The 11808-nt window shown below is 42.3% G+C and carries 15 protein-coding genes; 6 read left to right on the top strand and 9 right to left on the bottom strand.

Annotation, left to right across the window (positions count from 1 at the left end):
- Window positions 1-25: 25 nt before the first annotated feature.
- A complete protein-coding gene (locus E0698_RS06605; RefSeq protein ID WP_044644213.1) occupies window positions 26-1282 on the bottom strand; it encodes an L-lactate MFS transporter in 1257 nt (418 codons plus the stop codon).
- A gap of 216 nt (window positions 1283-1498) precedes the next feature.
- Here E0698_RS06605 and E0698_RS06600 point away from each other — a divergent pair, with 216 nt between their 5' ends.
- Entirely contained in the window at window positions 1499-2035 is a 537-nt protein-coding gene (locus E0698_RS06600) for a PadR family transcriptional regulator (protein WP_044644212.1), read from the top strand.
- A 98-nt stretch (window positions 2036-2133) separates the two neighbouring features.
- Here E0698_RS06600 and E0698_RS06595 read toward each other — a convergent pair whose 3' ends face one another.
- From E0698_RS06595 to E0698_RS06570, 6 genes are all read right to left on the bottom strand, one after another.
- Complete coding sequence (locus E0698_RS06595; RefSeq protein WP_044644208.1) at window positions 2134-2844, bottom strand: GntR family transcriptional regulator; 711 nt, start codon at window positions 2842-2844, stop codon at window positions 2134-2136.
- A 202-nt stretch (window positions 2845-3046) separates the two neighbouring features.
- Window positions 3047-4456: a glycoside hydrolase family 1 protein gene (locus E0698_RS06590; RefSeq protein WP_192511066.1), complete on the bottom strand. Its 1410-nt coding sequence runs from the start codon at window positions 4454-4456 to the stop codon at window positions 3047-3049.
- Between the two features lie 73 nt (window positions 4457-4529).
- Window positions 4530-5858 (bottom strand): PTS cellobiose transporter subunit IIC, encoded by a 1329-nt coding sequence (gene celB / locus E0698_RS06585; RefSeq protein ID WP_192511013.1) that lies wholly within the window; start codon window positions 5856-5858, stop codon window positions 4530-4532.
- A gap of 85 nt (window positions 5859-5943) precedes the next feature.
- Window positions 5944-6276, bottom strand: coding sequence for a PTS lactose/cellobiose transporter subunit IIA (locus E0698_RS06580; protein ID WP_025684654.1), 333 nt, complete (start codon window positions 6274-6276; stop codon window positions 5944-5946).
- Window positions 6269-6586: a PTS sugar transporter subunit IIB gene (locus tag E0698_RS06575; RefSeq protein ID WP_025684653.1), complete on the bottom strand. Its 318-nt coding sequence runs from the start codon at window positions 6584-6586 to the stop codon at window positions 6269-6271. The genes E0698_RS06580 and E0698_RS06575 overlap by 8 nt, the downstream gene beginning before the upstream one ends.
- 311 nt (window positions 6587-6897) lie before the next feature.
- Window positions 6898-7296 (bottom strand): hypothetical protein, encoded by a 399-nt coding sequence (locus E0698_RS06570; RefSeq protein ID WP_192511012.1) that lies wholly within the window; start codon window positions 7294-7296, stop codon window positions 6898-6900.
- 156 nt (window positions 7297-7452) lie between these two features.
- On the opposite strand from E0698_RS06570, the gene E0698_RS06565 reads away from it, so the two are divergent.
- The 5 genes from E0698_RS06565 (at window position 7453) to E0698_RS06545 (ending at window position 10706) form a co-directional block, all read left to right on the top strand.
- Window positions 7453-7755 (top strand): LysR substrate-binding domain-containing protein, encoded by a 303-nt coding sequence (locus E0698_RS06565; RefSeq protein ID WP_238353886.1) that lies wholly within the window; start codon window positions 7453-7455, stop codon window positions 7753-7755.
- 144 nt (window positions 7756-7899) lie between these two features.
- Entirely contained in the window at window positions 7900-8451 is a 552-nt protein-coding gene (locus E0698_RS06560; protein ID WP_192511011.1) for a TetR/AcrR family transcriptional regulator, read from the top strand.
- Window positions 8451-8822, top strand: coding sequence for a DMT family transporter (locus E0698_RS06555; protein WP_192511010.1), 372 nt, complete (start codon window positions 8451-8453; stop codon window positions 8820-8822). Before E0698_RS06560 ends, E0698_RS06555 begins: the two co-directional genes overlap by 1 nt.
- 327 nt (window positions 8823-9149) lie before the next feature.
- Complete coding sequence (locus E0698_RS06550) at window positions 9150-10298, top strand: WXG100 family type VII secretion target (protein ID WP_192511009.1); 1149 nt, start codon at window positions 9150-9152, stop codon at window positions 10296-10298.
- A gap of 3 nt (window positions 10299-10301) precedes the next feature.
- A complete protein-coding gene (locus E0698_RS06545; protein ID WP_192511008.1) occupies window positions 10302-10706 on the top strand; it encodes an SMI1/KNR4 family protein in 405 nt (134 codons plus the stop codon).
- Between the two features lie 99 nt (window positions 10707-10805).
- On the opposite strand, the gene E0698_RS06540 is transcribed toward E0698_RS06545, so the two are convergent.
- Complete coding sequence (locus E0698_RS06540) at window positions 10806-11228, bottom strand: hypothetical protein (protein WP_192511070.1); 423 nt, start codon at window positions 11226-11228, stop codon at window positions 10806-10808.
- Between the two features lie 9 nt (window positions 11229-11237).
- A complete protein-coding gene (locus tag E0698_RS06535; RefSeq protein WP_192511007.1) occupies window positions 11238-11804 on the bottom strand; it encodes a hypothetical protein in 567 nt (188 codons plus the stop codon).
- Between the last annotated feature and the right edge of the window lie 4 nt (window positions 11805-11808).

Here is an 11808-nt window from a genome sequence, read left to right as displayed (position 1 = left end):
TTTCTTACGTTTAATGGATAGCTTTCTAATTCTTATCCACAGCCATCTTCTGATTTTTTCGGGCAGCCAACTTATATACAAATGTTAGAACAAGTCCTGTTATGCCAAGTACGGCCGCAATGACAAAAGCTCTCTGATAGCTACTGTCTGTGCTGTAAACATGACTCATAATGGATGGGCCAAAGTATCCTGCTGTTGCAAATCCAATAAACATAATTCCATAATTCACACTATTATTTCTCACACCAAACTGATCGGCAGTAAATCCAGGAAATACCCCCATCAGTGCACCAAAGCATAAACCAATAACTGAAATACCAATATAGAATGTCAACACACTACCTTCGCCTGAAAAATAAAGCAATGTGAGTCCTATGACCGAAAAGACAGAAGAAAATGCCAGGGTATTGATTCGACCGATTTTGTCCGAAATATAGCCTGCAACGATTCGTCCGCCCGTGTTAAACAATGCCAATACGGAAACAACTGTCGTAGCGGCTGCCGCAGACATACCAATCATTTTCTGAGCTATAGGAGAAGCTTGTGATGTACACATGAGTCCGGCAAAAGCACCACACATTAATAACAAGATCATGATATAAAACAGAGGGCTTGAGAGCATGCCTTTCCAGTCTTTGTCGTTCTGAATAGAACGGCCAACATTTACAGTCTTGGGTGTCCATCCTGCAGGGACAAAATCAGATGGACATTTCTCAATGAAGAAAGAAGCAGCACATACAATAATAAGAAATGCTATACCGATGATAATGAATGCTGATGTCACACCAGACCTACTGATTAAACTATTGGCAATAGGAGGTATAATAACTGAGCTTATTCCATAAGCAGCCGTTGTTATACCGCCAACTAATCCTCTTTTGTCAGGGAAAAACTTAATAGAGTTGCTAATTGTACATCCGTAAACCATTCCCGTTCCTAGGCCGAGTACGATACCGTAAGCCAATACCAGGTAACCTACAGATGTTGCAAATCCTGATAAAATCATACCGCCTCCAAACAGCAAGCCCCCTACAAAGATCACTTTCTTGGGCCCGAACCGATCATTAATCCAGCCACCTGAAATCATCGTGATAGGACCTACCGAATTTGTAATCGTAAATGCTATAGCCAAATTCCCCGGTGTTAAACTAAGTCCTGTTACGCTACTCAAATATTCTGCCATTGGGGCAGAAAATACACTCCACGCGTAAATTGATCCAATACACAGATTAATAAAGCAGCTTGCAATCAGAATAATCCATCTCTTTTTTGTAAGTTCCACTAAGATCTTCTTCTCCCTCGTTGTTGTATTGTGAAATCATTCACATATTTCGAATTAATATTAACACGCACTTTCGAATATATCAACAGAAACATGTATGTATTTATATGATTTGTAGAACGTGTTTTTGAATATATGTATCAATTTTATTGTGGACTCGCTAAATATGTTATACTTAACCAATAAACGACGAATATGTATAAGGAAGAGAGCCTTATGAGAACTTTAAAATATGCCATCCTAGGCTTGTTAAATAAAGAACCTATGACTGGTTATGATATCGGTAAAGAATTCAGTAGAGATTTAGGCGAGTTTTGGACTGCAAAGCACAGTCAGATCTATCCAGAATTAAAAAAGCTGCTTAATGAGGGACTTATCGTCTACGAAATCCAAATTAGCGGAGAGATTTTAGAAAAAAAATTGTATTCGATTACGGAGGAAGGCAAAGAAGATTTTTTACAATGGTTAAAAAAAGCAGAGCCTATTGAACCGACTCCCAAAGATGTGTTTAGGCTGAGAATGTATTTTTCTAATCATCTGGATGTAACAACCCGATTAGATCTGTTGGAACATCAGCTGCTTCAACATCAAGATAGGCTGGAACATTTACGCAAAAATAAAGAACGCTATGAAACTATTCCTCCTCTTGATAGTGATAACTTTGGCGATTATCTTGTATTAGATGGTGCTATTTTACGCGAGACTGGAATCATACAATGGTTAGAAAATTTTATTTCTTATTGTAAAAAATAGAACGTCTCCTTTTCCCCTAAATGGTTAACCAAAAGAAAGCATAAGGATCCGAGATCTGTAGCTCGAATCCTTATGCTTATTCTTTTATTCTTTACTTATCAACGCATCCGGTTCACTGTGGTAAACACAAATTTGTCGTACCGATGTCGTGAGAAAGAGTATTCAAACGGAATACCCGTATCCAGATATCCCACCTGCTCAATTTCCAAGATTGGATCATCCGCTGCACAGTCCAAATGCTCCCGATCCAGTTCTGTCGACTTGGACGCACGGATTGTACGATGTGAACCGACAATATTAAGGCCCAGCTCCTCCTTAATATGTTTGTACACCGAGCCATACAGCACCTGCTCGGTAATACCGCTTATCAGCTTCGTGGGCATGTACGTGCGCTCGATAACATAGGGCTCGCCCTCTACAACACGCAGACGGATGAGGTGATATACAGGAGAATTGGCATCAATAAATAGATGAGCCGCTACTTCCTCGGATGGAAATTGAACGTCAAAGGCTACGATTTTATTTTTGATTTCTTTTCCGCGCAGGACGTTGGTTAAGCCCAGCATTTCATTCACGACGACGTTAACAGGACCATTGTGAACCGATTTGACGATAAAGGTCCCGTGCCCTCTTTTACGATTCAACAGTCCTTCCATCACCAATGTATCCAATGCCCTCTTAATCGTCATCCGACTCACCTGAAACTCATTTGCCAGCGAGATTTCATCGGGGATCGGATCATCACCGCTATAGGTTTTATCCATAATCCGCTGTTTGACTTCTTGCGCAATCCGCTCGTATTTATTCATCAGTCTACCACCTGTACTAAAAATTGTTTTATGTCAGCATTTTACCAAAACATCGGTATCGCTGGTTCATTTTGTTCTGCAGGCGGGACGTTAAGGTATTACGGTATAAGTAAGTATACCGAACATTACACTTTCTCACCAGCGGCATACGGCATAGTCCATTTTCGGTGATGAAGAAAAAAAGGCGGTCCAGAGGACCACCTTAAAATCCGTTATTTTCGATCACCTGCTTGAACCAGTGCCCACTTTGTTTAACGGATCGTTTACCTCCGTCCTGCAGGTCGACAGATACAAAGCCATAGCGGTTTTTATAGGCGTTCGACCAGGACCAGTTGTCCATAAACGTCCACAGGTGATAGCCTTTCACATTGGAGCCCTCCGAGATCGCTCGTTGAACCCATTTTAGATGCTCACGGATAAAATCAATGCGATAGTCATCGCGGATCATACCCTGTTCATCCCTGAATTTTTCCTCACCCTGAACGCCCATTCCATTTTCTGAAATGAAGCATTCGATGTTACCATAATTTTTTCTGACATTAGTCAAAATGTCGTATATTCCCTTTTCGTAGATTTCCCAGCCCCGCATCTCATTCATCTTGCGACCAGGCATAACGTAATAATCGAAGTAACGTTCGGGCACAAAAGGCGCGTCCGGGTTCGGCAGACTTTCGCGGGCCTTGACTCTGCGCGGCTGATAATAGTTAATGCCCAGCAGGTCAACCTTACCCTGACGTATAATCTCCCGGTCCCCTTCTTCCGTTACTGGTAAAAAATCCTCTTGGCGTAACAGCTCCACGAGCAAAGGATTAAATTCTCCCGTCACAGATGGGTCTAAAAAGGAACGGTTAAAGAACGCATCGCATATTTCAGCAGCCTGCACGTCTGCCGGATGCTGACTACGCGGATAGGTTGGCGTCAGGTTCAAAATAATGCCAATTTTGCCCTTATAGCCTCCCTTTCTGTATGCCTGAATGGCACTGGCGCTCGATAACAGGGTATGATACCCCACCTGTACAGCTTTACGGAAATCCACTTCATTCGGGTAGTGGAAATCGTACAGATAGCCGCCTTCCACCGGGACAATTGGCTCATTATGCGTAAACCATTTGGCTACACGATCCCCGAACAGCTCGAAGCAGGTATTGGCGTAATCCACATAAGCTTCGACCGTATCCCGATTTACCCAGCCTCCCTTTTCCTGCAAGGCCATCGGCAAGTCAAAGTGATACAAATTCACGAACGGCTCAATATCGGCCTGACGCAATTCTTCTATCACTGCATTATAGAATTGAACCGCCTGCTGGTTTATAGCACCTCTTCCCGCCGGAAACAGGCGCGACCAGGAGATGGAAAACCGAAATGAATTATGGCCCAGCTCCTTCATCAGTGCAATATCTTCTTTGTAGCGTGTATAAAAACGGGACGTATCCGCAGGACCGACCCCGTCATAGAAACGGTTCGGCTCCTGCTCAAACCAATAATCCCATATGTTCGGTCCTTTGCCGTCTCCCTCCACGGTTCCTTCTGTCTGGGTAGCCGAAGCTGAGGAACCCCACCAGAAGTCGGATGGAAAAAGGTATGAAACGGTTTGCTTCTCTGTATCTTTCATTTCGGTATGATTCACAGCTCTACTCCTCTCTCTTTTCCAATGAACAAGCTGCTAATCCAGCAGCTCATTCACGTTACATTCCAACAGTTTGATCCTTGCCTGCAATGGCCGCCTGGCTTAGCTCCTCTTCCTGTTCTTTACGAACATTTACCCGGTCGATAATTTTCAGGAAAGGGAACCAGATGATAAAGACGACAACCATATTAAACAGTTGCAGCACTCCGCCCATCAGGGAACCCGTCCCCATCATTCCGCTAAAGAACAATGGCATCGTCCAAGGAACCTGTATCCCATTAGGTGGAGGCACAATTCCGGTAGACATGGCAAAGTAAGTAATCAGCGTAACGATCATGGGTGAAATCACCCAAGGAACAAAAATCAGCGGATTCATCACAATCGGTAGACCGAATATGACGGGTTCGTTAACATTGAACAAGCCCGGTCCAAGGGCCAGCTTACTGACCTGCTTCATTTGCTTGCTCTTAAGGAAGAACAGAATCGAAAGTACCACGGCCAGGGTCATACCTGTACCACCGATACCTACTGTATAAATATCCACAAACTGCTTAGTGATAATATGCGGCAGCTCCAAACCTTTGGAGTACGCTTCATAGTTTTCCAGTGCCAGCGTATTCCAGATCGGGTCCATGACCGAGTTGATAATAATTTGACCATGTAGCCCGAAGAACCATAAAAGCTGAACAAAGAAAACGGCAATCAATGTAGGGATAATGCCACTGCCCAAATGCACCAGCGGTGCCTGAACGGCATGATAAATCAAGTCATGCAGATTATTGTGAAGCGTCAAAGTGACCACTACGTTGATGATTAAAAATATTCCTAGCGTAATACACGCAGGCAGCAATGCGGCAAAAGACTTGGCAACCGCTGGCGGAACCCCTGGTGGCATTTTAATAACAATCTTCTTCTGCGTCACCTTTCGGTAAATCTCAGCCGCGATAAAAGCGACGATCATCCCGAGGAACATGCCCTTGGCCCCGATCCGGTCGACAGGAATGACCCCAGCAATCGTGGCACCGCTTTCTTGAGTCAGTACGAACGGAGTCAGCATCAGGAAGCTGGCCAAAGCGATCATGCCGCCAAATATCGGCTCTACCTTATAACTTCGGGATAGATAATACCCGATCCCGACGACCACAAACATGGTCATGATATTCAGTGTTGCATTAGGCGCAATATTCAGCAGATTCTGAAAAGTCGTCAGATTGCCCTCGCCCATCCACCCTTTTAGAAACGGCAGATTAATAATAACGACGATAATAGAGCCGAAAACCGTTAATGGAAATGACAACATAAATGCATCACGCAATACAGTAAGATAGCGGTTATTGTTCAGTTTACCGGCAATAGGTATTAAAATTTGGCTTAATTTTTCAAACAAAGCCTATTCCTCCCCGCAAAGTAACTTGCATTAGGTTTGTTGTGAAATTCTCATGTCCCTAATTTCACAAATTCTTGTGTACAGATTATAAATTTCTGGATTTGAAAAGCTCTAGCAGCTCTTGAACCAGATCCTTCATAGTGACCGTGGACATGAGATGATCTTCCGCATGCATCAGAAGGAGCGACAAAGGAGTTGGGGTTCCTCCGGCTTCATTCTTCACCATTTGAAAATGGATATCATGCGCAGCCCGCAAATCCTGCTTCGCCTGCTTAATGAGATCGTCTGCACCTTCCGTGTTCTCATTCCGGTATTCGCTCAGTGCTTGAATCACTTTACTGCGAGCGCTTCCACTATGAAGAATGAGTTGGAAACTAATTTGCTCTTCCGTCAGATCGGCTATATTGACTTTATCCATTTTTACGCTCCACCAGCTTCAAAGCCTGTTCATAGACTTTCTTGCCGTCGACCAGTCCGTACGCCATCATGTCGATCACTTCTACATGGATGCCGTATTGAGCAGCTTCCTTTTGCAGCTGTCCTTTAAGAAAGCTCATTTGCGGTCCGATCAATACCGCGTCCGCCTTAGCCATTTCTTCTGCTGCCTGATCCTGACCTACTGCCCAAATTTCAGCCTCGTCTCCAATAGACTTGGCATAATCCTGCATTTTGGTAACCAGCAAACTTGTAGACATACCCGAGCTGCACGCCAGTAAAATATTTTTCATGATTGTTCCTTCCTCTCAAGGTCTAATTGGATGCTAACTACTAGAAACCGCTTACAGCGTAATTATAAATCCGTTTTTTTAATTTGTCTATACATTTAAATTATATGTATAGACTTTTTTTAAAATGACAATTCGCCCAACTTTATTTTCGTAAAATTAACGCGTTGATCTCTTTTCTTTGCATAACCCAGAGACGTACACGGATGACGAAATTACAGGATTATTTTTAAGTACTTGCAAGATATAACTGCAAATTTAGATAGGAGCGGGAGCAAGCGTTGGCTTGCTCCCTTTCTGTTTTTTTGGATAAGTTAGGAAGCGTCATACTTGGAAGCAAATCTTTTTCGATCTTTAACAATTTCGTTCTGATATGCATCTTGATACTCTTTATACTCATCTGTTTTGGTTAGTGCATTGACAATGCTTTCTTCACTAAGCGCTTGGATACTGTTTTTCGAAAAGAAATCAGTATTTACCTCTATGTTAGAATTTGGCCCTGATACTAACAACGAACCATCGGGCTGAGTCGCAGCAGTAAATACGTATGCCTTTCCTTTTTGTGGGAGAGAGTCATCTTCATATAAAAGATATGTGCTCTTATCTTCACTCAGTCCCCCAGATTTTTGAATAGGTATGGAAACATCTTTCTGTAGATTACCTTTTATATTATCAAGCACTTTAATGGAATAATTCGTATAGGGACTTGTCATTCTTCCAGTCTCCTTCCATCACCTGAACATGATTATCATGAGAGATGATGTTCCCGCCAAAATGCCCAAAAACACCGACAAACGGAGGATATCACGGGAACTATACAATCAGCGGAAGTGAGATTCTTTGTGCTTATCGTTTGCCTGCACTGTTTCATGCCTTTCGCACTCAATACCTTGGTATTCGATTCAATTTCTGTCCGATCTCCAATATTTTTATTAACGGAAAAAGGCTACACCTATCGAACTTTATTTGATCGATCCATCGGGAGACGCGGGATAGATGGAATCACAAGCTTGGAGTTTTGTAGTGCAGAAGCGATTAAACACTGTGCCATGACAGGTATGGGCATTGCTTTCCTACGGGACATGGCTGTAAAAGCGGAGCTGGAGCGGGGCGAACTGGTCTCTCTGCCTTGGGAAATGCCGATCTTCAGATCGTTACCCAGATGGGGCTGAAATGATGTGCTTCCAAGGCTTCTTTCTTTTTAACTGATATGTATGAAATACATAGAGCAAACTTGGCAAGTACTAAATCCATAACAATAATTCAATTGAAATAAAACCGTCTGGACGGTATAATAAAAATAGGTGATGATAAAAATGAATACAATCAAAAAAGAATTAAAAAAAGAATTAATTCTTAAAGCTGCTTCAATGATTGTGCATGAACAAGGAGTAGAGAAATTAACTTTAGAAGCCGTTGCTAAGAAGGCGGGAATAAGCAAAGGAGGATTGCTTTACCATTTTCCCAATAAAGATGAACTGATTTTGGGTATGGTAGAGCAACTGTCGAACAGCTTTGTAACAGAATTTCATATGAGAGCAGAAAGTGACATTCATTCCAAGGGAAAATGGACTCGTTCTTATATGGATACGTCGACATTTGGGGATAAGGATGTAAGTGGCCTGTATACTGCTCTCTCTGCAGCACAATTTACTAACCCTCAGATGTTAAAACTGCTTCAGGATGAGTATGCCAATATCCAAAATAAAATCGAAAACGATGAATTGGATCCGGTTCGTTCTACGATGGTCCGATTAGTTATCGATGGTTTGTGGTTTGCGGAAATGTTCGGGTTAGCTCCTCCAAATGAAGAATTTAAGCAAAAGATTATTGAAGAACTAAAGACATATGTAAAGGAGAATGAATAATGGCTTATCTTTTTCTGGTAATTTCCATCGTTGGTGAGCTTGTTGGAACTTCAATGCTTAAGGCTTCAGAAGGTTTTACCAGACTGTATCCAACTCTATTGACTATTGTTGCGTTTGGTATCTCTTTCTTTTTTATCTCTTTAACCCTCAAAACGCTTCCTTTGAATATGACTTACGCAATTTGGTCAGGCGTCGGAGCCGTTGCTACAGTGCTTATCTCTGTACTCATTTGGAAAGAAAAAATCAATACAGGAAGCATTATAGGCATTGCTTTAATTGTTATTGGCGTGGTGGTACTGAACTTATTTGGTGCGGGACACGGAGAGGCAAAAGATACAACAGAAACAACTAGTCCAATCGTTCAAAAATGAGATAAACAGGGGTTCGAAGGAACCTTCAATCAACTCGCCGATTACTTGGCAGAAATTTGATCGGTACAACGTAGTTTGGAAACTTCTTTACTGTGAACGACCCTGTGTGTCTTGATTATCTCAAGATATACAGGGTTTTTTGTACTTAGGACTTTGTTCTCTCTCCGGCTTTGCAACCATGCAGTGACTCCTTTAGGACTAAAGCCTCTAAAGCTATTACAAATATAGTAGTACATAAAAGGCAAATTTAGGATAATTGAAGGATACTCCCACTCCCCTCTTCTGATAATATTATTCCCATCTTATTCTAAAAGAGCGGAGAAACGTATGAGTAGAATCAGGGTTTCACCTGATCAATTACTGCATATATCCAAACAAATTGATCAGGGCAGACAACAATTAGAGAGTATGCGCACCCAGCTTACCCTACAGATCCAGTTTATTCAGTCCTTTTGGGCGGGGGCAACCAAGGAGAAATTCTTCCATGATTTTTATCTGTCACAGCCTATCCTGGATTCAGCTCTAGGAAGTATGACCAAAGCATCCCAAGATCTTATGGCTAGTGCTGAAAAATTCCGACAAGCAGACGCTGAACAAGGGAATACGTCCGGGGCTATTACGGGTATTCCTCCACTTGCGGCTTCCATGGCGATGATGACTACAAAGGGGACAGGACAAAGTAAAGCAGCCTACAACTTTGATGAGTATGAAAAAAAATTAGTAGGGAATATGTGGGTTCTCAGCAAAAATGGACTTACCGACCAGAAAGCAGCCCAAGCCACTCTCGCTTACAATGAAGCGCTCAAAAATGGAGACATCAAAATCGACAACGGATCAGATGATGTGGACATTATTCAGGAGCAGACGAAAGCGGCAATGGAAGGTTATAATCTTTGGACGGGAGAAAAAATACCCAAATGGCAAGCGGCTTTTATTATTATTGGAGGTATAGCGTACAACTTTCAAGGCATTAGAGGTTCCCATGGTGTTAAGCTAAATAGGAATCTAAAGCTACCCTCGCGATCGTTTAGATTGCCAAAAGAGCCGTTTAAAAACTCGGGTAAAGGTATACCAGAAACTCACCCTTCAAAACCAATTATGCCACAGGAAAATGGGGCAGCGGGGGCCAGTAATGGTGCTGACTTCTATAAGCTAAATGGTGGACTGGAAAAAAAAGATTTCATGACAATTCACTCAGAAAAGCATTTATATAATCCTGATGAAATATCGACGAAGAAAAAAACACAGTTCGGAAAAGATATAGATGTCATCAAGTTAAGAGAGGATACTGTTAAGAACCCTGATAATATAAAATACAATGATGAACAAAATACAATTTTGTATAAAAAAGAGTATGGTTTTAATATAAGCACACCAGAAACACCAACAGGAAGTCATCGAGTGTACATTAATCTCAATCCTAAACCTAATAAAACGAATAGAAATTCACAGTTCCCATTTTTTAAAGGAGAATGATATATGCGTAATACTGAAGAACTAGAGAAATACTTAAATATAAAAATTCCTGAATCATATATTAAGTGGTTCTCTGACACAAAAGAATATAGGGATGAACATAATATTATACTAAAAAGCGATCATGGAAAATTTATAATTAAGCAGTGGCTTGATATGAAATATTCAGGCTCAGACAGCATTGGAGAAGTATATATGGACAGCAGGGAACAACTTTTAGATGGTGTTGTTCCCATTGCTTTCACTGAGTTAGATGATTATGTTTGCTTATTTTATAATAAAGGTAGACAGCATGAACCAAGTATAATTTTGTGGGATTATGAATTGGCACTTGAAGAATTAGAAGAAGGATTATTTCACTTAGCAGATGATTTTCATGAGTTTACTAAAATGTTAATTTGCAAGTAATGTTTATTGCGATTTTTCTATTCACGTACGATTAACCTTCAAAAGCCTATTCCAACCTGAATCATGAGTTAGGAATAGGCTTTTGAAGAGAAACTACCCTCACTGCTCATAAATCACATTCCCCTGCTTATCCCGAATTTCTAATCTGATCGCTCCAGTATCACCGTTCGAATGGTTGCTTACCAAAATGTACGATGTTTTGCCAGGATGCATGGTTTGAGTCTGGGTATGCTGATTCGGGAAAATGGCAGTAATCGTTTGGCCTTCTGTACGAATATGCTCATCGTGCAAAAACAAAGCCACATAGGAGTAGCCGTTCCTTCTACCAATCGTCTGCGTGGGTCTATCTACGTCATGGACTAGCGTGTAATCTAATGATTGAGTGTTTTCTGCATTCGCCACTTTCGGAATGATTGTTTCAGGAATAGCTGTATACCTATCCTCAGTAAAATAGTCTGATATCCATACCATTATAGCGATGCCGATGAACAGGATGATCCAATTACGATTCTTTTTAATCATGGTTACCCCTCAAGCCTCGCTCCGCCCGTTCAGCCACTTGAACCAGTGCAACAGATGGCTGAATCGGTATTCATGCTGCGAAGCGTAGGTCCATACTTCTGGCTCTTCACCGGGTTCCTTCCAAACCAGCATGGAAAAGTGGCCTTCCTCCTCATTGGCGACAGACAGGAGTGAAAGGCGATCATCCCCAAATCGGTATGGGGCCGATTCCACCCAATAGTTCCGCATGTCGCTGATCCAACTGCGAAACCGCTCTGTACCTGCGATCCGTAGCACGTCATCCGGCAAGAGCATATGCTCCCCCATGTCCTTCCAGTACCCGGCATAACGGTAGCGTGCTTCCAGCATCGGACTGAGCGGCCGGGCTTTGCCGGGAGCCAGTGTGGGCATACATGTGACGGGAACGACCGGACCGATGCTCTGGATAGCATAAGAGCGGGCCTCCCCCTCACCCAAGCCGAGATACATAGCCTCCGCGAGAAAAGCGTTCCGTCTTCCAACAAACTGATGCTGATACTGTGACATTTCATTTTGTAGCTCCAACACCATACCCTGCACTGCATCTGTTCCGATCATTCCC

The sequence above is a fragment of the Paenibacillus sp. 23TSA30-6 genome (assembly GCF_014858585.1).
In the GTDB taxonomy this organism is placed as follows: domain Bacteria; phylum Bacillota; class Bacilli; order Paenibacillales; family Paenibacillaceae; genus Paenibacillus.
The sequence above is the reverse complement of the archived record's forward strand: the minus strand, read 5'-3'. Positions and strand labels throughout refer to the sequence as shown.

Excerpts from the sequence above, each read along its gene's own strand:
- E0698_RS06600 (WP_044644212.1), top strand. The coding sequence starts at position 1,499 with ATGAGAACTTTAAAATATGCCATCCTAGGCTTGTTAAATAAAGAACCT.
- E0698_RS06595 (WP_044644208.1), bottom strand. The coding sequence starts at position 2,844 with ATGAATAAATACGAGCGGATTGCGCAAGAAGTCAAACAGCGGATTATG.
- E0698_RS06590 (WP_192511066.1), bottom strand. The coding sequence starts at position 4,456 with ATGAAAGATACAGAGAAGCAAACCGTTTCATACCTTTTTCCATCCGAC.
- E0698_RS06580 (WP_025684654.1), bottom strand. The coding sequence starts at position 6,276 with ATGGATAAAGTCAATATAGCCGATCTGACGGAAGAGCAAATTAGTTTC.
- E0698_RS06575 (WP_025684653.1), bottom strand. The coding sequence starts at position 6,586 with ATGAAAAATATTTTACTGGCGTGCAGCTCGGGTATGTCTACAAGTTTG.
- E0698_RS06570 (WP_192511012.1), bottom strand. The coding sequence starts at position 7,296 with ATGACAAGTCCCTATACGAATTATTCCATTAAAGTGCTTGATAATATA.
- E0698_RS06565 (WP_238353886.1), top strand. The coding sequence starts at position 7,453 with ATGCCTTTCGCACTCAATACCTTGGTATTCGATTCAATTTCTGTCCGA.
- E0698_RS06560 (WP_192511011.1), top strand. The coding sequence starts at position 7,900 with ATGAATACAATCAAAAAAGAATTAAAAAAAGAATTAATTCTTAAAGCT.
- E0698_RS06555 (WP_192511010.1), top strand. The coding sequence starts at position 8,451 with ATGGCTTATCTTTTTCTGGTAATTTCCATCGTTGGTGAGCTTGTTGGA.
- E0698_RS06550 (WP_192511009.1), top strand. The coding sequence starts at position 9,150 with ATGAGTAGAATCAGGGTTTCACCTGATCAATTACTGCATATATCCAAA.
- E0698_RS06545 (WP_192511008.1), top strand. The coding sequence starts at position 10,302 with ATGCGTAATACTGAAGAACTAGAGAAATACTTAAATATAAAAATTCCT.
- E0698_RS06540 (WP_192511070.1), bottom strand. The coding sequence starts at position 11,228 with ATGATTAAAAAGAATCGTAATTGGATCATCCTGTTCATCGGCATCGCT.
- E0698_RS06535 (WP_192511007.1), bottom strand. The coding sequence starts at position 11,804 with ATGATCGGAACAGATGCAGTGCAGGGTATGGTGTTGGAGCTACAAAAT.